Here is a 22,366-nt window from a genome sequence, read left to right as displayed (position 1 = left end):
GTTCATGATCCTGCCCTCACGCGATGATGGTCGAGAATGCTGGTGATGACCGACTGCCAGCGGGCAAGCACCCGATCATGGCCGAAATCGGCCATCCGCTCCCGCGCCGCCTGTCCCAGCGCCGCGCGCCGCGCCGGGTCGGCGCACAATGCCACGATGGCGTCGCCCAGCGCCGCGCCGTCGCCATTGGGCACCAGCAGGCCGCTTCGGCCATGCCCGATCATTTCGGCCGGACCCCATTGGCAATCGAAGGAGACGACCGGCAGGCCCGCGCCCATGGCCTCGCCCACGACGATGCCCCAGCCTTCGAAGCGGGAGGAGAGGACGAACAGGTCGGTCTGGGGAATCCAGTCGCCCGGCCTTTCCGTCACGCCGGGCAGGCTGACCCGACCGGCCAGGCCCAGCCGGTCGCGCTGCCGCTCCAGCGCCGCGCGCTCCGGCCCCTCGCCCCAGATCACCAGCTTCCAGTCGGGAATGCGTTGCGCCACATGGGCAAAGGCGTCCAGCAGCAGGTCGAAGCCCTTTTGCGGCACCAGCCGCCCCACGGCTCCGATAGTGCGGCCGTCCGACCGGCGATCCGGCGCGGCGCCGGCAGGCGGCACCGGATTGGGGATCACCCATCCCTTCACGTCCATGGCGCCCCTGAACCAGTCCATCGCCCCTTGCGTCATGGTGATGAGGCCCACGGCATGCGGATAGGTCATCTGCCGCAGCCGGCTCCAGACCGGCCCTACGGTCTGGAGCGCGGGATTGTTGCGTTCCGACACGATCACGGGGATATGCAACGACCGCGCGGCCAGCACGGAAAGGATGTTGGTGCGCGTCAGGAAGCTCACGACCAGTTCCGGCCGCACCGCCTTCAACGCCCGCCTCAGCCGCCTCTGCCGCCGCAGCATCGCCAATGCACCGGTCGCGGCGGCGCGACGCCGCGACTTCATGCCCAGCCTGACGATCCGCACCTCCGGATGATAGGCGTAATAGGAGGGGGCGGACGGCTCCTCGAACACGATCAGGGTGATGCTCCAGCCCTGCGCCGCGAAATGGTTGCACAGCAGGCTGACGATATGTTCCGACCCGCCGGCGCCCAGCCCCGGAAGGACGAAGGCGAGCATGGGTGGCCTGGATGCTCTTACCAGCATGGCGGCGGGGTCCTGTATAATCACGCTGTTATGCGGGGCCAGTGTCTTTGGCGGGCGATCCCAAGTCCATTGCGCGAAGGGGTTAGGGGGTGGCGCTTTGGATCAGTCCTGTCCCACCCCGGCACGGCTGCGCGTCAATAATGGATGCGCAGTTCAAGCCCGGCGCGGGTGCGGTCGAATTCGTCCAGCGCGACGCTGCTGTCGCGTTTGGAAAAGCGCGCTGTCGCCGCGATGGCGACCCGGCGGTTGACGGCATATTCCAGTTCGCCGGTGACGCCATAGAGATTGTCGGTGTCGTCGACGCCGAAATATTTGCTGCGGCGATAGAGAATCCCCAGCCGCCCCCTCAGATTGTGGCGGATTTCCTGGTTTATGCCGAGCCGGAAGCGCATGTCCTCACGCGATTGCACCCCGGTCCTGTAGGTGGCGACATTGCCGACGAAGCCGTCCAGCGTGATGGTGGTGCGCGGGCGAGGGGCATAGGTCAGCCCGATCTGCACCGACATGCGGGTTTGCGATTCGATCCGCCTGTCCTTCGCGTCGAGGCGATAGACGCCCACCGCGGCATCGCCGCGCAGCGTGCCGCCCGGATCGATGGCGATGCCCACCCGGCCGCCATAGGTCGACGCATCGCGGTTGAACTGGCCTGGCACGGGGGCCAGGCGGAAATCGCGATGCGCCGCGACGCCCTCCACGAAGAGGCTCGTCAGCGGCGACACGCGCAGCATCACCCGCGCAAGGCCGCCGACGGCATCCAGGTCGCGCTCCTCGTCTATGGCGCGGGTGTAGCGCATCCGCGCGCCGGTCGCCTTGAACAGAAATCCGATACGCGAACCCTGATGCAGATAGGACAGGTCGCCCTCCACCAGATTGAGTTCGCGCGGGCCGATGCCGGGCAGGGTGTTGCCCTCCGGCTCGCCTCGATCCTCTATGATATGCTGCCAACCGGCGGCGACGTTCAACCGGTCGGCGGCCGACGGGTTCCAGTTCAGCCCGGCCGACAGGCGCCCGCCCACCGCATCTTCCTTGTCATACTGGAAATATTTGCGGAAATCCCCCTCGGCCCGGGCGGTCAGCTCCAGTGCGCCGCCCTTGCGCAGCAGGTCGACATAGGGGCGGACCTGAAGGCGGAAATCGTCCTTCTCGCCAAAGGCCTGGGCATAGATATTGCTGTCATATTCCAGCCGGGCGCTGCCGCCGATCCTGACGGTCGCGCTGCCCAGCGCCAGCGGCGTCGGTTCGAACAGCGCGGCGGGTTCGCCCTGCAACGGGTCGGAAGCGTCCATGTCCTGCGCCTGGGCGTCAGGCAGGGCAGCCATCAGCAAGAGGGCGGCCGCGCCCCCCGAGGCCGGACCAAATGCCGGGCGGCGCATCAAAACCACTTCTCATAGATGCGCAGCGTGTCGCCCGGCTGGATCATGTCCCGCTCGCCCGCGCGGCCGACCACCTGCCGCCCGTCGACCATGCGGGTGATGGCGACGCTGCCCTGTTCGGCGCGAAAGGTGTATCCGCCCGCAACCGATACCGCCGCCAGCACCGACATGCCCGCGCGATATTGATATTCGCCGGGACTCTTCACCTCGCCCAGCACATAGAAGGGGCGCAGCTTCACCGGCTGCACGCTGACGGTGGGCGCATTGAGCAACTGGCGCTGGGTCAATTGCTGGGCAATGCTGGCCTGCAATTCCGGCACCGTCTTGCCGCCCGCGTCGACATCGCCCAGCACCGGCAGGGAAATCTGTCCCCGATCGTTGATCGTGTAGCTGCTGTCGCCGGAATCGGTGCCGCTGAGGCCCGGAATCGCCACCCGCACCTCGTCCCCCGCGCCCAGACGATAGGCCACGGTCGGCGCGGGCGGAAGGCTGGCCAGGCCCGACAGCCCGCTCGAACAAGCCGTCGTCAGGGCGAAAAGGCCAAGGAAAAGGCCATGATGAAGCCGGTTGCGCATCTGTGTCCCCTCTGGATGGATAGGGCGGAAGTTTAAGCCCTTTGGCTGATTCAGGGGCGGGCAATAACGGCTGGCGGACGGGCAAAAAGGGGCGAGAGCCGGAGCGCTTTGGGGGTGATACGAAGGAGGCGTGCCTGCCATATCGTGCTCCTGAAGGCAGGAGCAGCTACCGTCAGGCAGCCAGTTTCCTATCCTGCCTCCAATGGCTGAGGTCCCGTCCGATCAGCTCCTCCAGATCGGCGATGTCCCGCGCATAATAATCGACCATCCGCTGGCGGAGCATCGCCGGCAGGGGCGGATAGGCGATCTGCCGCGCGAACATGCCGCGCACCTTTTCGAACATCGCGTTGCCGCGCAGGGGCCGCACCGCTTCCTTCAATGGCGCCAATGCGGTGCGCACGGGCAGGGGCAGGAATCTTTCGCTGCTGTCGTTGCGCGGGTCGGCACCCACCTGCGTCGAATAATGGCAGGGCGCTCCGATATGGTCGCTGACGATGGCGACGCTCGCTTCCGGCGCGGCCTTCACGTCCTCGAACAGCAGCACCTTGATCTGCTCGGCATCGAAATGCGTGAGCCAGCGGCGCAGATGCCTGGCGTAAAGCCCGTCCTCCAGAAAGCGCGGCTGGTCGCTTGGCCGCCCGTCCAGATAATGTTCCGGCCCCTTCGTCACCGTGCCGCGCCGGAACAGCATCTTGTAATCCGAATAGGCGCGGTCGACCGGATTGCGGAGCTGCACCACCAGCCGCGCCCTGGGCAGGACGGCGGCGAGACGGGCGGGCGCGTCCGGATGGGCGAGATAATCGGCGGACTTCTCCCCCAGCATCTGGTCGGGCCGGGCGCCATCGAAGAAACGGCGGTAATGGTCCAGGCCGCGCGCATGGTCCTGGCTGAAGAAATGCGGCTCCGGCGCGGGCAGGTAGATGGCCGGGTTGTCCTGAAGCTGGTTGTGGATCCAGGTCGTCGCGCCCTTGACGGCGCCGATGATGACGAAATGCGGCAGGCGGTCGTTGGTCATCCTCTTTCCCCTCTTCGTCCGGATGGCAGTTCCGCCATGGCGATCTCCAGGCAGTTGGCGAGGCGATGCATGTCGCCTTCGTCCAGCAGATGGTCGACCGGAAAGGCGATGCTGCGGCGGCCAAGATCCTGCGCCACCGGCAGGGCGCCGTCGCGGCGCACCTGCCGGTCCGCAAAGGCGGCTTCGCCCGTCATGTCGGCGCAGGAACCGCTGCCCACGGGCATGCCCATCTGCGCCATACGGCCTATGATCGGCGTGGTTCCCGTCTCCCCCAGCCGGTCGGCGGCGATGGTCACATAGAGCCGGTAGAAGGCGTGACCGACCTCGGCTGGAATTGCGGGCACCTCCACCGCCCGATTGGCGCGCAGCAGCCGCATCAGGGTCGCGGCGTTGCGACGGCGGGCGGCCAGCCAACCGGGCAGCTTGGCAAGCTGCGCCCGCCCGATGGCGGCCTGCATCTCCGTCATCCGCCAATTGCTGCCGAAGCTGTCGTGCAGGTAGCGAAAGCCGTTCGTCGTTGCCGGCGCGAAGAATTTGTCCGGATTCTTGCCATGGTCCTTATAGGCCCAGGCCCGTTTCCAGTGCCTTTCCTGCCGCAGCAGGAGCATGCCGCCTTCCCCGCCGGTGGACATGATCTTGTCGGTGCAGAAGGAAAAAGCGGCGGCATCCCCAAAGCTGCCCACGGCCCGGTCGTGAAGGGTCGCGCCATGCGCCTGCGCGCAATCCTCGACCAGCCACAGGCCGTGTTCATCGGCCAGCGCGCGCAGCGCCGTCATGTCGCAGGGCCAGCCCGCCAGATGCACGCACATTATCGCCCGGCTGCGCGGCGACAGCATGCGGCGGGCGGATTCCGGGTCGATATTGTTGCTGACCGGATCGATGTCGGCAAAGACCGGCGTTGCGCCGACCGCGACGATGCAGGCCGCGCTGGCGAAGAAGCTGCGCGAGGGCAGGATCACCTCGTCTCCAGCGCTGACGCCCAAGGCCCGCAGCGCCAGTTCCAGCGCGACCGTGCCGTTGCTGACCGCGATGCCGTGGGGCATGCCGCAAAATGCCGCGAACTCGGCCTCGAAGGCGCGGTTTTGCTCGCCATGGACCATGGCATTGACCCGCCCGGTCTCCAGAACCCGCGTCACCGCCGCGATCTCGTCGGGCTCATGCTGCGGCCAACGCAGCGCGGCATGATCGAGCGGACTGAGGCGGAGCGGAAGCTGGGGCGGAATCTGGGCTTGGGCAGGCGCGGCTTGCATCATTGTTCCCCCAAAAAGTCAGGCGACATCGCGCGGCAGCGGCGAGGACAGGACGGCTGGAATGTCCGCGGGGCGCGGCGGCATCATCAGCAGCGTGTCGGAACTTTCCGCCGCCAGCCGCCGCAATATCTCCGCCCAGCGCGAACTGGCGGAGGCCGCGACCATCTCATGCGTCAGCCGCACCAGCTCATCCGCGTCGCCCGCCGCGATCAACCGGGCAAGCTGGGCGAAGCCCTCCACCAGCATCTCCAGCGGGATGGGGGAGGGCATGGCCTCGAAAATGCCGGGAATGGCGCTTTCGATCTTGTCCTCGCTGCTGTCGAACAGCTCCTCGAACAGCTTTTCGCCGGGACGAAGCCCGATGAACTTGATCGGCACGTCGATTTCCGGCCGCAGCCCGGCCATGCGGATGACGCGGCGGGCGATCTCCACGATCTTCACCGGCTCGCCCATGTCGAGGACGAAGATGGTGCCGCGTTCCGAATCCGTCTCCAACGCGCGGGCGCTGCTTTGCAGGATCAGCAGCACCGCCTCCTGCACCGTCATGAAGAAGCGTTCGATGTCGGGATGGGTGACGGTCAGGGGCTTGCCGCTGGCGAGCTGCTGCTGGAACAGCGGGATCAGCGAACCGCTGGACCCCAGCACATTGCCGAAACGCACCGTCAGGAAACGCGGACTGTCCGGATCACAACTGCCGATCAGGTCGAGCGCCTGGCAGTATAGCTCGCCCAGCCGCTTGGTCGCGCCCATCAGGCCCACCGGGTTCACGGCCTTGTCGGTCGACACCTGGATCATGGCGCGAGCCTCGAACTCGCAGACCGCGTCCGCGACGTTGCGGGTGCCCAGCACATTGGTGTGCACCCCGGCGCAGGGATTGGCCTCCACCATCGGCACATGCTTCAGCGCGGCGGCGTGGAAGACGATCTCCGGCCGCCGCCGCTCGAACACCTGCCACAGCGCGGGGCGCTGGCGGATCGAGCAGAGTTCGGCGTGGAAGCGGACATGGGGGAATTTCTCCCGCGCCTCCATCTCTATGGCGTAGAGATTAAATTCGCTGTGATCGAGCAGCACGATCTCCGCCGGGGCGTAATAGGCAAGCTGGCGCACCAGTTCGCCGCCGATGGTGCCGCCCGCGCCCGTCACCATGATCCGCGCGCCGGTGACCACCCGTTCCAGATAGCTGTGCTGCACCGTGATTTCCGGCCGCCCCAGCAATTCCGCGAGCGGCATCTTCTCTATCGCCATTCGGTCGCCGCTCAGCGGCTGGGCGCTGGTCCAGGGATTGCGGAAGCGGGAGACCACCAGATTTTCCTGCTCCGCCAGCGCCGCGATGCGCAATATCTGCTGCCGGTCGAGCCGCTCGCTGCTTTCCTGCACCACCAGGCTGACCGGCCGCCGGCCTGCGCGGTCGAGGTCCGCGACGATCCGGGGGAGCATCTCGGGCGAGCCCAATATCGGCAGTCCGCCGACATGCAGCCGCCGCTCATGCCCGTCGAAGGAGATGACGCCGACGATCTCCAGGCCCGAATGGGCGTCGGTGGGGACAAGGTCCGCCATGACCCGCGCCCAATCCAGTTCGCCGAGCAGGAGGATGCGCCGGCGCGCCTGCACTGTCCGGCGGAGCCGCGCGGAGCGGACATGCTTGAAGAACTGCCGCCGCAGCACGCGCACGGCCAGCAGCGCCGCGACGGTCAGCGGCACGTCGACGGTCAGGAAGACGGTCATGGGCCCACGCATCATCTTCTGCGGCACCAGCAATCCCGCGGTGATCATCCATATGAGCCAACTGCTGGCGAGCAGGCTGGCCGCCAGCGACAGCGCGTCGCCGATGGACAGGAAGCGCCAGCTTTGCCGATAGGTGCCGACGACGAACAGGACGCTGAGGTTCACGCCGACGAACAGGGCCATGAACCAGGGTTCCAGGAGCGTCCGGGGCATGGGCAGGTCGGACAGGATCAGCCGGGAAAGCACGAAGCTGCCCAGCATGATCAGCGCGTCCAGCGCCAGGATGACGGCCAGCCTGATCGCCCAGAAGCGCGTGGCGCCCCGCGCGGCGAAGGCGCGCGCGGCTGCGTCCAGTCGCAGGAGCATGGCGGCGGGCGGCGTTTGCGCAACGCTGTCCTGCCCGTCCGGCCTGGCTGATGCGATGTTCGGCATTCCGATGTCTCCGAGTCCATGGTCCGCCGGTTGCGGGGGCGGAGGGCTGCCTGGAGGCGCCACCCTGCATGCCGTCCGCAACCGACGGTGGCGCCAAGGCTATCGGAACGGGTGCATCGCGGTAATCGGTCGAGCGGACACTATCCTTTATCCCATGCGCAACCCGACCGGCGCGCCCTTCCGCCCATTGGGGCTATGCCACAGGCTCGATGGCGCTGGACGGCAGGGGTTGGCGGGCGCGGAGGGGAGGCGGATTGCCTCAAAGGGGTAATCTACCGATGCACCGCCGGGCTGCGGGGCGGGCTGTGATAGCTGTCTTCAAGAGTTGGATCTGTCCGCCCGCCTGAAGCGGCGGTGGGGTCGTGCGCAGCAACATGTGGAAAACCGGAGGGCATAAGCGCCGTGAAAGTCGTGATCCTCTCCAGCCTGTCCTGGTCGCTGATCAATTTCCGCGGGGCGCTGATCGCCCGGATGGTCGGGGAGGGGCATGAGGTCGTCGCCTGCGCCCCGGACGAGGAGCCGGAGGTGCTGGAAAGGCTGGCGCAAATGGGCGTGCGCTTCCGCCGGACGCCGATGGCGCGGGCGGGCACCAACCCGCTGCACGATGCGCGCACCTTGCTGCATTACCGGCGGCTGATGCGGGCCGAGCGGCCCGATGTGGTGGTCGCCTATACGCAGAAGCCGATCATCTATGGCGGTCTGGCGGCACGGCTGTGGAGCCGGGCGCGCTATTTCGCGATCATGAGCGGCCTTGGCTATGTGTTCAGCGAGGAGGCGGATGAGCGCCGCTGGCTGCGCGCCGTCGTGTCCCGGCTCTACCGGATCGGCGTCGCCCGGGCGCGCTGCATCTTCGTCTTCAACGGCGACGATCATCGGCTGATGCGCGAAAGTGGGATCGTTTCGCCGTCGCAGCGGGTGATGCAGGTTCCCGGTTCGGGCATCGACGTGCGCCATTTTGCCGAGCAGGCGCTGCCGGAAGGGCCCTTCACCTTCCTGATGATGGGTCGCCTGATGCGCGACAAGGGCGTGGGCGAATATGTCGATGCCGCACGGATCGTCCGGGCCCGGCACCCGGACGTGCGTTTCCTGCTGCTGACCCGGCCGGAGACGGAAAATCCGACCGGCTACACCGCCGCCGATCTCGACCAATGGCGCAAGGCGGGGCTGATCGAATTCCTGCCGGAGACGCGTGACGTGCGGCCCTTCATCGCGTCCGCCCATGCGTTCGTGCTGCCGTCCTTCTACCGGGAGGGCCTGCCGCGCACGATATTGGAGGCGCTGGCGACCGGGCGGCCCGTCATCACCACAGACATGCCCGGCTGCCGCGAGCCGATCCGGCATGGCGTCAACGGCCTGCTCGTGCCGCCCCGCGACGGAGCCGCGCTGGCGGCGGCCATGGAAACGATGATCGCCCATCCACGGCGTGTCGCGGCCATGGCCGCCGCCGCCCGGCGGACGGCGGTCGACATCTATGATGTGGACAAGGTGAACGCCATGCTGCTGGACATCATGCAGTTGCGCGGTGCGGCCAGTGCGATGCCCATGCCAGCGCCTCCGCCCGCGCTGCTGGTGCCGGAGCGCGCATGACCGCCTGTCTGCGCCCGGCGGGATTGCTGGCGGTCGGCCTTTTCGCGCTGCTTGCCCCCCTGCTGCTGCTGCTGTCCCTGCTGGTGCTGCTCTGCTTGGGGCGGCCGGTGCTGTTCCGTCAGGTCCGAAGCGGCCTGGGCGGCCGCCCCTTCGCCATGATCAAGTTCCGCAGCATGCGCGACCTGCGCGACAGCGACGGGGCCTTGCTGCCCGACGCCCGGCGGGTCACGGCCGTTGGGCAGTTCCTGCGCCGCTTCCGGCTGGACGAGCTGCCCGAACTGATCAACATCGCACGGGGGGACATGGATTTCATAGGCCCCAGGCCGCTGCTGCCCCACAGCATCGCCGCCATGGGCCGCGACGGCGTGGAACGCGGCAGGGTGCGGCCTGGCCTGACGGGTCTGGCGCAGGTCAGCGGCAACACATTGCTGACCATCGAGGAAAAGCTGCGCTTCGACCTCCGCTATGTGCGCCACCGCAGCGCCCGCCTCGACGCGCAGATCATCGCCCGCACGCTGCTGGTGGTGGTCGGGGGTGAAAAAAGGATCGACTGGCATGCCGACGAAGCGCGCCCTCCTCATCGGGGCAGTTGAAACCACCCGGATCGCCTTCGAAGCGATCGCCCGCCACCCGGCATGGGACATGGCCGCCATCGTCACGCTCGATCCCGCTCTGGCCCGGCGCCATTCGGATCATGTCGACCTGCGGCCGGCGGCGCGGGAACGGGGCTGCCCGGTCATCCATGTCGACAATATCAACCGGGAGGAATCGCTGTCCGCCATCCGGGACGCGGGCGCGGACATCGCCTTCGTCATGGGCTGGTCGCAGATTTGCGGGACCGCCTTTCGCGCGCTCTTTCGCGACCGGGTGATCGGCTATCATCCTGCCGCCCTGCCCCGGTTGCGCGGCCGCGCGGCCATTCCCTGGACGATATTGCAGCAGGAACCGATCACGGCGGGAACGCTGTTCTGGATCGATGCGGGGACGGACACGGGCGACATAGTCGACCAGCAATATTTCCATGTCGCGCCGGACGAAACGGCGGCGACCCTCTACGCCAAGCATATGCGGGCGCTGGCCGTCATGCTCGACCGTGCGCTGGAACGGATCGCGGCTGGGGAGATGCCACGCATGGTCCAGGACGAAAGCTGCGCCACCTGGGCCGCGCGCCGGACCCCGGCGGATGGGCTGATCGACTGGCGTCGGCCGGCCGGCGACATATTGCGCCTGATCCGCGCAACGGGCCGCCCCTATCCCGGCGCCTTCACCCGGCTGGGCGGCGCGGACCTCCGGATCTGGGCGGCGGCGCCGTCGGACATGGGCGGGCGTCACGCGGCCCTGCCTGGACAGGTCGTGGCGCGGACGGCGGACGGCTTCACCGTGCTCTGCGGTCAGGCCACCGCCCTTATCGTCACGCAATGGAGCGGCCCGGACAAGCCGCCCAAGCTTCACGCCATTTTGGGGGATTAGCCGATGTCGCTGCCGTTCAACGCCCGCCGGATCGCGGTCGTCGCGCCCCATCCCGACGATGAGATATTGGGATGCGGCGGCACCATGGCGCGGGCGGCATCCGCTGGGGCGGAGGTGCATGTCGTCGTCGTCACCCGCGGCCAGCCGCCGCTGTTCGACGAAGAGCTGGTGCGGCAGATACGCTCCGAAACCCTGCGCGCCCACGGGATGATCGGCGTGGCAGACACCCGGTTCCTGGATTTCCCGGCGGCCGGGCTGGATCAGATCAGGCGAAGCGAACTCAATGCGGCGCTGTCGGAGGCGCTGTCGCGGATCGAGCCCGACCTGCTGCTGATCCCCTTCATCGGGGACATCCACCTCGATCATCAGATCGTCTTCAACGCAGCGCTGGTCCATGCCCGGCCGCGTGGGCCCGGCGGGCCGAGCTGCGTTATGGCCTATGAGACGTTATCGGAAACCAACTGGCTCGCCCCCGGCGTCACGCCCGCCTTCATTCCGAACATTTTCGTGGACATCAGCGAGACGATCGAACGAAAGATCGCCGCCTTCCAGGCGTTCCGGACGCAGGTGAAACCCAGCCCCGACGAGCGGTCCATAGAGGCCATTCGCGCCCTCGCGACGCTACGTGGCGCAACCGTCTATCGTTCCGCCGCTGAAGCTTTTGTTCTGGTTCGACAAATTAATTAACATGTGTTATTTCGCGGGCGAATCGCTTCATTTGCGAAACGATGTGGCAACGGGGCCCTAGACCGTTTGCGATACCACCAAAGTGGTAAGTTTGACTGCCGATGGCGCAGCATATTGCACAAGTGGTAAGAAAAATTCAGCAACTTAACAATGTGTTAACGCCTTGTCGCGCGCACCCGAAATTTCCATTGTACATTCGGGGACTCTCACGGCACAAATATGTTACTGATAAGTTGTTGAAACGAAAAGAAAGGGTCGCACTACAGGCATTTGATTACTGGTCTTCTACATTCCGTTTGGGGCCTGCTTACGGACGTAGAAGAGATCATGAGGGGACCACCCAATGTCTTACCCAGTTAATGTGCGTCTGTTGTGCGGTAATGCGATCGTTCGGGAGGGGCTTAGCCGCATCCTGATGGAACGGGATTTCCGTGTAACCCAATATCCCAACGTGGCTACGGTGCTTCAGCAAGTCGAGGTGCCGGAAGAAGATACCGAACCATCCCTGTTGCTGATCGATGACGGAACCGACGCGATGGATGTCGAAACGCTGTCGGTTCTGCAGAAACGTTTTCCCTGTTCCTACCTTGTCCTTCTATCCGACCGATTCGATTTCCAGATCATGCTGAAGGCGTTCCGGCTGGGGGCTCTGGCCTATATCGTCAAGGAAATCTCCTGCGACCGGCTGGTGGCGACGCTGCGGCTGGTGGCCATGGGTGAGCGCGTCCTTCCACCGCAACTGGCGGACGAACTGCAATCCCGGCCCAGCCTGACCGATGCCCTGGAAGTCGAACGCCCGGTGGATGCGGCCTGCCTGTCCGACCGGGAACTGGAAATCCTGCGCTGGCTCATCATGGGATGCCCGAACAAGGTCATCTCCAAGCGGATGGACATCAGCGAGGCGACGGTGAAGGTCCATGTGAAGGCCGTGCTGCGCAAGCTGCGCGTCAAGAACCGGACCCAGGCGGCGATCTGGGCGGCCAATCACGGCATGCGCGGGCGCGTGACGGAAGTCGAACCCGAACTGCCCGTCGCCATTCCCCATCCGGCGCAACTGCCGGTGCTGGAGATGGCGGGCGTCGCAAGCCGCGCCTGATCCGCGCATTCCTGAGGCATCGCGCGCCGGCGCGATGATGCAACGAAGAATCTGGAGCGTGCGACGGCGTCCGATGCGACGCCGCGCGCTCCAGGGGGATCGTCATGGCCTATGATGTGAAGGGCGTGCTGACCGCACGCGCCTTGCCGATGCTGCGCGGCCGGTTTTCGGGCTTCCTGGTCAAGGGAACCCGGGGCCGGCTGGTCGCGGTGGGGCATTTGCTGTCGGGCAATTTCCTGAACGCGCTGATCATGCTGGTCAGCGTGGCGATGGCGGCCCGGTCGCTGGGACCGGCCACCTACGGCGTCATGGTGCTGGTGCTATCCTATAATCGCGTGGTCGAACGGATATTGCGCTTCGAATCCTGGCAGCCGCTGATCCGCTTTGCCGTGGAGGAAGAATCCAGGGGCTCGCCGCGCCGGATGCAGCGGCTTTACTGCTATGGCCTGATGCTGGACATGGGCGCAGCGGCGGTGGCGGCCTTCAGCGCGATTGGCCTGGCGTGGCTGTTCGGGCCGCTGTTCGGCCTCAAACCCCTGCATGTGGAGCTGGTGGCGATCTATTCGGTCGCGACCCTGTTCAACATCGCAGGCGTGCCGACCGCGGCGCTGCGCCTTTCCGGCCAGTTCAAGATGCTGGCCTATGCGCAGGTCGCGGGCAATGTGCTGCGCATCCTGCTCGCCTTCCTCTGCATGGTGACGCATGCCGGCGTGATCGGCTTCATGGTCGCGTGGACGGTGTCGCAGGCCCTGGGTTCGGTGCTGGTCTTCTGGGTCGGCTTCCGCGCCCTGAGACAGATGGGGATCCCCAATCCGCTGCACGCCCGGCTGAAGGGGCTGGTGAAGGATTTTCCCGGCTTCTTCGGCTTCGCCTGTTCGACCAACCTGTCGCTCACCCTGCGCGTCATCACCACGGAAGCGGACTCGCTGTTCGTGGGCGCGGTGGCGGGCAGTTCGGCCGCGGCGGTCTATTATCTCGCCAAGCGCATCGCCAAGGTCGCGACCCAGGTCGGCGCCCAGGTGCAGGCGGTCGTCTATCCCGATGTCGCGCGGATGTGGGCGAACGGCAATATCCGCAATTTCCGGGCGGCCACGCTGCAGGTGCAGATGGCGTTGGGGGCGGTCGGCTTCGTCATGTTGGCTGGGGCCTGGCTGCTGGGACCGTTGCTCATCCGGGTCGGGCCGGGCATGGCCTATTCGGAAACCTATATCCTGCTGCTGACGCAGTTGGTTGCGGTGATGCTGATGCTGCATGCCGCGCCTTCCCGGTCAGCGATGCTGGCGATGAACCGAAGCTGGACGGTCCTTGCGATCTCGGGCTTCGGAACGGCGCTGTTCGTGGCGGTCGCGGCCTATGCCGTACCCCGCTATGGACCGATCGGCGGGAATATCGCCCATGTCGTGCTGGGCGTGGTGACGGCCGTGTTGCTGGACGTGAGCTGGCTGCGGCGGGCGAAGCCCCGGCCGGTCGCGGCGAGCATGGGATGAGCCGGGCGGGAGGTGGCTATTTCAAGACCTTCTTTCTCCCTTGAAGGAGAAGAATAGGAAGCCTTCGCGACGAAGGAGCCTGGGTTGATTTGGAGGGAGGAAGCGGGTCTGCGGCCCGCGTGATCCGTTGGATCGCACCCCCTCATCCAGCTACGACTAAGGCAGCAAGCTGCCAAGTCTGCGCAGCCCTCTCCCTCAAGGGAGAGGGATAAAGCGGGTGTCCGCTTCCCACCCGTTCCGCTAATCCTCGCCCCCGCCCTTCAACAGATGCGCGACGATCTGGGTGCGGTTGGATGCGCCGTTCACCGCCATGATCGCCCGCACATGGACCTTCACCGTGCTTTCGCTGATGTTCAGCCGCTGGGCGATGTCCTTGTTGGATGCGCCCTGCGCGAGCAGGCGCAGCACGTCGCGCTGCCGCTTCGTCAGCAGCTTGAACCTGTCCACCGCCTGGGCGATCCGCTCGGTCAGGCCGTCCACCGTGTCCGGCTGGCGCCTGTGCAAGGTGGCGGCAAGCGCGGCCGGATAGACCGCCAGCCCCTCCTTCAGCAGGAAAAGCACGCGCTGCATGCTGACGATGCCGGTGCTGGAGCGCAGCAAGGCCTGCGCCCCCGCCGCGATAGCCGCCTGCATCAGCGCTTCATTGCCATGGTCCGCGATCACCAGGATGGCAGCGGCGGGCCATAGCTGCTTCGCCTGTGCGATCTGCAGCGGCAGGGCGGCGCCTTCCAGTTCGGATTCCCCGGTCTGGAACAGGATGATGTCGGGCGGCTCGCCGGCTTCCGGTTGGTCCAGGCTGGATTGCTGCAATATCCTAACGCCCGCCGTCTCCAGCGCCACGGCAATGCAGGCCCGGCGAAGCGGGCTTCCGTCGAGGATCAGCAGATTGAGACGAAGGGCATCCTCTTCCACTATTACGCTTTCGAAACGAACGAGAGGCGAAGGCGCCTCCTGCAAAGGCGGCAGGCGGCTCATGCCGCCTTGCGCGTGAAGACGTGCCGGACGCGGTCCGTCCAGCTCTGGCGGATGGGGAAGCTGTCGGAATAATAGGCGGCCGATCCCATGTAGAACTGGACCGCGTCGCCATAGCCGCGACGGGCATGGTCCTCATAATCGACCTGGTTGAACACGGCACCGACCACTTGGTTGTTCACCATCTGGAGCGAGGCGCGCAACTGTTCGACCGTCGTATGCCCCCAGCGCACGACCATCAGCGTCGAATCCGCCAGCGAGGAGAGAGTCCGCGCATCGCGCACCGCCAGGATGGCCGGCGCGTTGATGACCACCAGGTCGAAGCGCTCGCGCAGATCGTCCAGCAGGCGGCCGACCTGCCAGCCCTGCACCACGGCGGCCGGATTGCGGATCTGTTCGCGGGTGCTGAGCACCACCGGCATCAGCGCGACGGGCGCCGCGCCTTCGGCGGCGTCATGGTCCACATGGCGTTCGGCCTGCGGGATCAGCCGGCGGCTTTCCTCTGCATGGGTCAGCACCTCGATCAGGTCCGGCGTGTCGGAACCGTCCTGGATCGAACGCAGGATGCTGGGGCCGGGTCGGCGCAGGTCGAGGTCGACCACGATGGCGCGGCGGCCCATGGACGCGGCGGCTGCGGCCAGCGTCAGCGCGACGCTGGACTTGCCGTCGCCCGGCAGCGGCGATGTCACCAGCACCCGCTGGCTGGTTCCCTGATGGGGCAGTTCCCCGATCTCGCTGGCCAGGTTGCGGGCCACCTCCGTGAACAGGGACTGCGGCTGGGTGGTCACCGGATTGTCCTCTATCGTGGTGCCGATCGATTCCTCCAGCTTCGGCAGCATCGCCAGCGTGCGAAGGCCGAAGAGGCGGCGGAGCTGGTCCCCGCTGCGCAGCCGGTTGTCGAACATCTCGATCCCCAGCACGATCAGGAAGGCGAGGACGGACGAGCCGACGAACGCGGCCAGCGCCATCTTCTTGGGCGCGGGCGCGACGGGCTGGAGCGGCACCGCCGCCGCCGAGACCATGGTCGAGTTGACGCCGGTGGTCTGCAATTCCGACTGCACCGTCTGGGCGCGCTGCGCCGTGGTGAGATAGGCCTGCCGCGCCACCTCCGCCCGGCGGTCGAGGATGGAGAGATCGACCAGATTGGCGTTGTTGCGGAAGGCGGCGCCGGTCATGGCGTTGAGCTTCGCCTGCAACTGGCCGGCCCGGGCGGAGGCAGCGTTCGCCTCCGCCAGCGCCATCGCCCGTTCGCGCCCGGCATCGGTGTCGTTCCGGGTCTGCTGGGTCGCGACGACGGAGGCGCGCTCCTGCACCAGTGCCCTGCTGACCTGTGCGATCTGGGCCGACAGCGCCTGCATCTGCGGATGGTTGGCGCCCATCTGGACGGAGATTTCGGAGCGCTGGCGGATCAGGTCGTCATATTGCTTCTGCAGATTGTCGAGCGCGGGGGAGGTCGCGCCCGCCACCGTCCGCATGCTGGCGGCGCGGCTGACGCCGGCGGCCTGCGCCTGCATCGCGCTGCTCATCGCGGCGGTGGACGCCGCCTCCACGGCGATGCGGTTCATCTGCTGATAGTCCTCCGCACTGCCAGCGCCCATCGGCATCAGGTGCTGGCGGCGGAAATCGGCAACGGCGCGCTCGGCCAGCTCCACTTCATGGGCGAGGCGCCTGGTTTCCTTGTCGAGCGCGGTGCTGAGACCGTTGCGCCATGTCTGGCGGCGCTGGGAGCGCATCTTCTGCAGGCTGTCGACGAAGCGGTTGGCGATGCGCGCGGCCAGTTCCGCCTTGCGCGACTGGACCGTGATGTCGATGAAGTCGGAATCGGTCGAACTGACTACGCGGGTGGTCTTGGTAAGCTGCACGGCCGCCTGCTGCACCGTCATCTGCACGCCATGGGTGAAGGCCTGGTTGCGATTGAGGTTGAGGTCGCGCACCACCTGCTCCGCCAGCGCCTGCGACCGGTACATGCGCGCCTCATTGGCGACGCGCTGCTGGTTGCGGGTCGCGTCGGCCTGGTTGGAACCGGTGGAATCGTTGAGCTCCACCTGCACGGTCGCCGTCGCTTCATAGCGATTGGGCAGTTGCAACTGGACGATCAGCACCACCACGACGCAGGCGATGACGATGCTGGCCACCAGCTTCATGTGGCGGTGGAGCAGGAACCAGATCTGCCGCGCGGACATCTGCTGCAACTCGAAGGACAGGTCGCGCGGCTTTTCCGCGCCGCCGCCCGGCGCGGCGCCATCGATCAGAGTGAGCTGTGCAGACGCCATGATAATCTCCCGGTCGCATCGGCGCGCGGACGCGCCCGCCGTCAGGGCCGTCCCAATGCAGCGATAGTGCGGGTTGCGGCGGAAGAGCGCAAAAGCGCATCGGGGACCGGCGATGCGCATAGGTGCTAAACCCTTCGGATCAAGGCGGGGGCCCATGTCCTGTCCTGACCGAAAACCCATCGATGGCGTCTCGAACCCGTCAGCAATGGGTCCTGAGCCTTCACATTTCTGATGCGTGTCTGACTATTCCGGATCGCCCCATTCCGCGCCATTGTGCGAAAGTTGATCGAGGATAAGAACGCTCCGCACGAGGGGACCGGCCATGATCGCGGAGCTGGCATATCAGGAACTGGAACCGGGATCGCTCGCCCGGCTGTTCGGGGCTGGCCATGCCGCGGTGCTGGTGCGTTGTCCGGAAATCGTGGCCGAGCTGTGGCACGGCCTGCTGGAGGACAGGGCGGAGCAGATGCCCTGGGAAGCGCCGCTGGTCGACATCGCCCGCAACTATCATGGCAGCGGCGACATCACCGCCAGCCTGGGCGACCTCTTCTACTTCCAGCCCGGACGCCATGGCTATATCGCCCGGAAAATGGCCCTGTCACGCGAGGCGGGGGAGGATCATGCCACCGTGCGTCCTGCCTATTTCGTGCAGGGTGGGGAGCATTATGCGCCCGGTCAGGCGCTGCTGGACCGGTGCTGGGCCATCGGCTGGCGGTTGATGGCGGCGCTCGCGCCGGAGGGGACGCCGCCTGGGGATTTCCATGTCGTGGTGCAAAGGCTGAAATATCAGGAAAGCGCGGGCGATTTCGAGCGGCTGGGCGCGCTGGCGCGCAATTCCCTGGGGCGCTGGGGCCGTGCGGGCTGCGCGCTGGATGAAAGGCGGTGGCAGGCGGCTGGGGTGCTCAGCCCGCGCGGCCTGTCCGACCTCTATGGCCTGTTGGCCGATGTGCCGGTCCTTGGGCGGTTGTTGCAGGGCATCAACCGCCTGTTGCTGCGCCGCGACCGTAGCAGGGACATCGCGCCGGGCCAGAAGCTGATCGAGGGCGCGCATTTCGACTATCGCTATTTTTCCGCCCTGTGCGGCGAACGGACGCAGATGCTGACGCAGGTCTTTGCCGGCGGGCGATGGATAGACCTGCCGATCGACCGCGCGACGCTGGCCGTCTTCCCCGGCAGCATGGCGACGCAGGCCTATGGCATGCGGCACGTGCTGCACCGCGTGCTGCATGTGGAGAAACCCGGCCAGACCGGCGGCGATCCGCGGACGGACAATGTGACGCTGCTGATCGGGTCGGCTTAAGCGGAGACAGTAATGAAGGGGACAGGGATTTTCACCATTGGGTGAGTGCCTTCGCGGGAGCATGTCGCGTTTCAATGGGCAAAACCGATTGAATCCCGTCCTTGCCTATAATTCAGGCAGGGGCTGCGGCCCGACAGGCCGCGCATAGATCAGCCGCGCCGCTTCCGGCCTTGCCTTGCGGGGGACATAGATCGTCGCCAGCGCCACCATCACCGGCATCACCCACATGCGCGAATACATGTGCGGGTAGGACAGGGTGTAGATCAGGAACACCAGCACCACCGCCACCGCCATTGCGCCCTTGTCGCGGCTGGTGCGCAGTCCGTTCGCCGCCAGCAGGGCGATCAGCCCCAGCAGGACGATCAGCCCGCAAAAGGCGATCGCCCCGCCCTCGTTCCAGATCAGCAGGAACAGGTTATGCACCGGATTGTCATAGGCGCTGAGTTCGCGATAGCGGTCCACGCCCATGCCGATGACGGTATAGTCCTCGGCAAAGCCCCAGGCTTCCTCCATGAGCTGCGACCTGTTGAGGAATGTCCCCGCCTGGTTGATGTCGCCGCTTTCCACGGCATTGCCGACGCGCTCCTGGAAAGCCTTGGGCAGCGGGGCGCCGCTGGCGAAGAACAGCCCGGCCGCCACCGCCACCGCCAGCCCCAGGCGGAAGATGTAGCGCACGCCCATCAGCAGCAATGTGGTGAAGATCGCCAGCAGCGAGGCAGAAAATCCGGTGAAGGACGCGCTCAGCATAAGGCCCCAGAGCAGCAGGATCAGGCAGGCGACTCCGGCAAGGCCACCGATCAGCCGATGGCGCATCGAATAGAGCAGCATCGGCAGCGAGAAGGCGACCACCGCGCCGTTGGGATTGGGCTGGCCCGCCATGGACCCCAGGCGCCCATTGCCGGTGATGAAGCCGTCGCCCAGCCAGTGCAGCGTGTCGTGATAGGTCAGGAAGGCGCTGGCGGCGATGCCGACCGCTTCGGAACAGGCGATGCCCAGCATGAAGATCAGCGGCGCCTTGCGGATCGTGCCTTCCTCCTGCTGCATCAGCAGGATCGGGATGCAGAGGAAGGCGACTGTATATTGCAGGGCGATGTTCACCCAGCGCAGCGGATCGCCGTTGATGATCGATCCGATGAACAGCCCGCCCAGCATCATCACCAGCCCCGCAAGCCAGAAGGGCGTAAGCGAGCGGAAGGGCGTGACGCTCAGCCGCCCGCGCAACGCGGAGATGGAGAAGCTGATGAGGAAGAAGAGGTCGGAAAAGGTGAGATTGATCTGGCCGACGCGCAGCAGGCCCCAACCGCTGAGGAAGATCGCCGTCATCAGGCACCAGCGCGCGATCCTGTCCCAGATTTCCTCATGCGCCGCGAAAATATCCGTCGCGGCGGCGGATGCTGGACCATGGGAGGCGGGGCTGGCGAGAGTCGTCACGGTGGCATAGGCTGGGCCTGGCGACCGCTCCGCGCAAACGCCCTTCGGGGCAGGGCATCGGGCGATTCCAGCCAGCCCGCCTTATCCGAATTTGCCGGAGGATCAGCCTTGTGATCCGTTGAAATGGCCTTGGGACTGACGGGATAACGGCAGCCCGAGCGCCGCCGGACCGGCAGGCGTCTCGTGCGACGAGGATAAGCCTGGTGACGGATGCGATCCTGCCCCTGCGCGACAGCGAACCGCCGGCGACGGTGGAGCGGACCGTCGATCCTTCGACTCGTGCCGCGCGGCAGGGACCGGTCAAGCTGATCTATGTGGCCGGCTATGGGCGGAGCGGGACGACCCTGCTCGACATCGCGCTGGGCGAGCATCCGGCGATCATGGGCGCGGGTGAGGTGACGACGCTGGCGCGGCATGTCTGGGACCGGGGTGAATATTGCGCCTGCGGAGCGCGGGTGCGGGACTGTCCGCAATGGCGCGCCATCGTCACGGGTTGGACGCAGGGCGAGCCGGATGGGTTTCTGGCCCGTTACCGCCGCGCACAGGAGCGGACGGAGGCGCTGCTGGCCCCGGCGCGGCTGCTGCGGCTGCCGGGATGGCGGGACCATGCTCGCCGGACCGTGAAATTGCTGCGCGGCATGGCGCTGGTGTCGGGGCGGCCGATACTGGTCGATTCCTCGAAGCTGCCCGGCCGGGCCTTTGCGCTGGCCGCCATGCCGGGCATCGACCTGCATGTCGTGCATGTGGTGCGCGACGGGCGCGGCGTCGCCTGGTCGCTGATGAAGGGGCATGGCCGCAGCGTCGAGAAGGGGGTGCAGCGCGAATTGCGGCCCAAGCCCCTGCTTTACACCGCCCTGCGCTGGTCGATGGTGAACATCGCCGCGGAGATGCTGTGCCGCCGGGTCGGGCCGGGGCGCTGCATCCGGGTGCGATATGAGGATTTTGTCGACGATCCACGCGGCATTATCGGCCAGATCGTCGCGCTGGTGGGGGAAATGCCACATCTGCCCGCCACCGGCCTTACCCCCTTCGCGCCGCAGCACCAGGTCGCGGGCAGCCGCCACCGCATGCAGAAATCGCTCAGCATCAAGGGCGACGACAAGTGGAAGCGCGAAATGCCGGGGTGGAAGCAGCGGCTTTTCACCCTGTTGTGCGCGCCCTTGCTGCGACGTTACGGCTATGCGCTGCGCAGCGGGGACGAATCATGAGGCGGCGGCTGATCGGCATGCTGCTGCCCATTGTGATGGCGGGCTGTTCGGGCGCGGGCAGCGAATCGCGGGCGCAGCCGGTGAGGGGCGAACCCGCCTTTCCCGGCGCAGTCGGCTATGGCGCGGCGGCCAGGGGCGGGCGCGGCGGGCAGGTCATCGCCGTAGATACGCTGGCCGACGGCGGTCCGGGCTCCCTGCGCGCCTGCATCGAAGCCACGGGCCCGCGCGTCTGCATATTCCGGGTGAGCGGCACGATCCGCTTCACCACGCGCCCGCCGGTGATAACCAACCCCTATCTCTCCATAGCGGGGCAAACGGCGCCGGGCGGCGGCATCGTCATCGCCCATGCGGGCGGCGCGGAAGGGCGCACGCCGATCCTGATCAAGAACACGCACGACATCGTCATCCGCCATATCCGCGTCCGCAACGACCGCACCGGCGCCCATCGCGGGTCGGAAGACAGTTTCACCATAGAGAACAGCCATCAGGTCATCATCGACCATGTGAGCGCAAGCTGGGCGCGGGACGAGCTGATCAACGGCTATGGCGACAATGACTGGATCACGATCAGCAACTCGATCTTCGCGGAGGGGATACCGCGGCACGACAAATGCGCGCTGCTGGCGAGCGATCCCAGGGGGCCGCAGCATTTAAGCTTCATCGGCAATATCTGCGCCCATAATGGCGACCGCAATCCGGACCTCAATTTCCCCCCCGGCTCCTGCGCGGAGGTGATCAACAACATCCTCTATAACGGCCAGTCGGAATTTGCGGAGATATGGGAAAGCTTCGGCGGCGTGCCCGTCTCGCTGATCGGCAACAGCTTCGTCGCGGGGCGGAACACCCGGCCCGACACGATCGGCGTGGCGCGCAACGTCATGGGGTCGAAGGGGACGGCGAAGGTCTATCTGGCCGACAACCGTTTCGACGGGGATTTCGTCCATCTCTCTCCGCTGCTGAAGGCGGCGGAGGTGGATCGGCCGCCCTGCCCGCCGACCATCGCCGCCGAACCGGCCGACGCGGCCTACAAGGCGGTGCTGAGCGACGCCGGCGCCTTCCCCCGCGACCCGTTCGACCGGCGGATCGTCAAGCAGGTGCGCGAGCGCAAGGGGCATATCGTGAAGCAGCCCGGCCTGATCGACGATCCGGAACCGGGGACGCCCTATGCCGACGCGGACGGAGACGGCATGGACGACCGGTGGGAGGCGGAGCATGGCGCCGATCCGCGCAAGGCCGATCCTTGGGCCGATGGCGACGGAGACGGGCTGGCCAATCTCGACCAGTTTCTGGACCAGCGGGCGCGCGACCTGATGGACGGGGTGACGCCATGAATGCGCCCTTGCCCC

Annotated in this window: 18 protein-coding genes; 9 read left to right on the top strand and 9 right to left on the bottom strand. The window is 66.6% G+C overall.

Annotation, left to right across the window (positions count from 1 at the left end; translation table 11 throughout):
• Positions 1-2: 2 nt before the first annotated feature.
• From TZ53_RS03775 to TZ53_RS03750, 6 genes are all read right to left on the bottom strand, one after another.
• Complete coding sequence (locus TZ53_RS03775) at positions 3-1,139, bottom strand: glycosyltransferase family 4 protein (RefSeq protein WP_044660468.1); 1,137 nt, start codon at positions 1,137-1,139, stop codon at positions 3-5.
• Between the two features lie 134 nt (positions 1,140-1,273).
• Complete coding sequence (locus TZ53_RS03770; RefSeq protein ID WP_238320113.1) at positions 1,274-2,458, bottom strand: outer membrane beta-barrel protein; 1,185 nt, start codon at positions 2,456-2,458, stop codon at positions 1,274-1,276.
• Between the two features lie 53 nt (positions 2,459-2,511).
• A complete protein-coding gene (locus tag TZ53_RS03765; protein ID WP_025550778.1) occupies positions 2,512-3,087 on the bottom strand; it encodes a polysaccharide biosynthesis/export family protein in 576 nt (191 codons plus the stop codon).
• Between the two features lie 172 nt (positions 3,088-3,259).
• Positions 3,260-4,102, bottom strand: coding sequence for a sulfotransferase family protein (locus tag TZ53_RS03760; RefSeq protein WP_044660467.1), 843 nt, complete (start codon positions 4,100-4,102; stop codon positions 3,260-3,262).
• Positions 4,099-5,355 (bottom strand): DegT/DnrJ/EryC1/StrS family aminotransferase, encoded by a 1,257-nt coding sequence (locus TZ53_RS03755; RefSeq protein WP_044660466.1) that lies wholly within the window; start codon positions 5,353-5,355, stop codon positions 4,099-4,101. Before TZ53_RS03755 ends, TZ53_RS03760 begins: the two co-directional genes overlap by 4 nt.
• A 15-nt stretch (positions 5,356-5,370) precedes the next feature.
• A complete protein-coding gene (locus TZ53_RS03750) occupies positions 5,371-7,509 on the bottom strand; it encodes a polysaccharide biosynthesis protein (protein ID WP_044660465.1) in 2,139 nt (712 codons plus the stop codon).
• 402 nt (positions 7,510-7,911) lie between these two features.
• On the opposite strand from TZ53_RS03750, the gene TZ53_RS03745 reads away from it, so the two are divergent.
• The 6 genes from TZ53_RS03745 (at position 7,912) to TZ53_RS03720 (ending at position 13,836) form a co-directional block, all read left to right on the top strand.
• A complete protein-coding gene (locus TZ53_RS03745) occupies positions 7,912-9,096 on the top strand; it encodes a glycosyltransferase family 4 protein (protein WP_044660464.1) in 1,185 nt (394 codons plus the stop codon).
• On the top strand, positions 9,093-9,689 hold the full coding sequence (locus TZ53_RS03740; RefSeq protein WP_044660463.1) for a sugar transferase: 597 nt from the start codon (positions 9,093-9,095) through the stop codon (positions 9,687-9,689). The genes TZ53_RS03745 and TZ53_RS03740 overlap by 4 nt, the downstream gene beginning before the upstream one ends.
• A complete protein-coding gene (locus tag TZ53_RS03735; protein ID WP_044660462.1) occupies positions 9,652-10,566 on the top strand; it encodes a formyltransferase family protein in 915 nt (304 codons plus the stop codon). The genes TZ53_RS03740 and TZ53_RS03735 overlap by 38 nt, the downstream gene beginning before the upstream one ends.
• 3 nt (positions 10,567-10,569) lie before the next feature.
• Positions 10,570-11,253 carry a PIG-L deacetylase family protein gene (locus TZ53_RS03730; RefSeq protein ID WP_044660461.1) on the top strand — a complete coding sequence of 228 codons (684 nt, stop codon included), beginning with the start codon at positions 10,570-10,572 and terminating at the stop codon, positions 11,251-11,253.
• Between the two features lie 343 nt (positions 11,254-11,596).
• Entirely contained in the window at positions 11,597-12,349 is a 753-nt protein-coding gene (locus TZ53_RS03725) for a LuxR C-terminal-related transcriptional regulator (protein WP_025550792.1), read from the top strand.
• Positions 12,350-12,453: 104 nt separating this feature from the next.
• Positions 12,454-13,836, top strand: coding sequence for a lipopolysaccharide biosynthesis protein (locus TZ53_RS03720; protein ID WP_044660460.1), 1,383 nt, complete (start codon positions 12,454-12,456; stop codon positions 13,834-13,836).
• A gap of 240 nt (positions 13,837-14,076) precedes the next feature.
• On the opposite strand, the gene TZ53_RS03715 is transcribed toward TZ53_RS03720, so the two are convergent.
• Both TZ53_RS03715 and TZ53_RS03710 read right to left on the bottom strand, forming a co-directional pair.
• Positions 14,077-14,811, bottom strand: a complete 735-nt coding sequence (locus TZ53_RS03715; protein ID WP_229742760.1) for a helix-turn-helix transcriptional regulator — start codon at positions 14,809-14,811, stop codon at positions 14,077-14,079.
• Complete coding sequence (locus TZ53_RS03710; RefSeq protein WP_025550571.1) at positions 14,808-17,081, bottom strand: GumC family protein; 2,274 nt, start codon at positions 17,079-17,081, stop codon at positions 14,808-14,810. Before TZ53_RS03710 ends, TZ53_RS03715 begins: the two co-directional genes overlap by 4 nt.
• Before the next feature lie 322 nt (positions 17,082-17,403).
• On the opposite strand from TZ53_RS03710, the gene TZ53_RS03705 reads away from it, so the two are divergent.
• Positions 17,404-18,381, top strand: a complete 978-nt coding sequence (locus tag TZ53_RS03705) for a 2OG-Fe(II) oxygenase family protein (protein WP_044660459.1) — start codon at positions 17,404-17,406, stop codon at positions 18,379-18,381.
• Positions 18,382-18,486: 105 nt separating this feature from the next.
• On the opposite strand, the gene TZ53_RS03700 is transcribed toward TZ53_RS03705, so the two are convergent.
• Positions 18,487-19,812, bottom strand: a complete 1,326-nt coding sequence (locus TZ53_RS03700; protein ID WP_044660458.1) for an O-antigen ligase family protein — start codon at positions 19,810-19,812, stop codon at positions 18,487-18,489.
• 203 nt (positions 19,813-20,015) lie between these two features.
• Here TZ53_RS03700 and TZ53_RS03695 point away from each other — a divergent pair, with 203 nt between their 5' ends.
• A complete protein-coding gene (locus TZ53_RS03695) occupies positions 20,016-21,020 on the top strand; it encodes a sulfotransferase family protein (protein ID WP_044660457.1) in 1,005 nt (334 codons plus the stop codon).
• Entirely contained in the window at positions 21,017-22,351 is a 1,335-nt protein-coding gene (locus tag TZ53_RS03690) for a pectate lyase family protein (protein ID WP_044660456.1), read from the top strand. The genes TZ53_RS03695 and TZ53_RS03690 overlap by 4 nt, the downstream gene beginning before the upstream one ends.
• Positions 22,352-22,366 lie beyond the last annotated feature (15 nt).

This window comes from Sphingobium sp. YBL2 (assembly GCF_000943805.1).
In the GTDB taxonomy this organism is placed as follows: domain Bacteria; phylum Pseudomonadota; class Alphaproteobacteria; order Sphingomonadales; family Sphingomonadaceae; genus Sphingobium; species Sphingobium fuliginis.
This window is presented reverse-complemented; position numbering and strand designations above follow the sequence as displayed.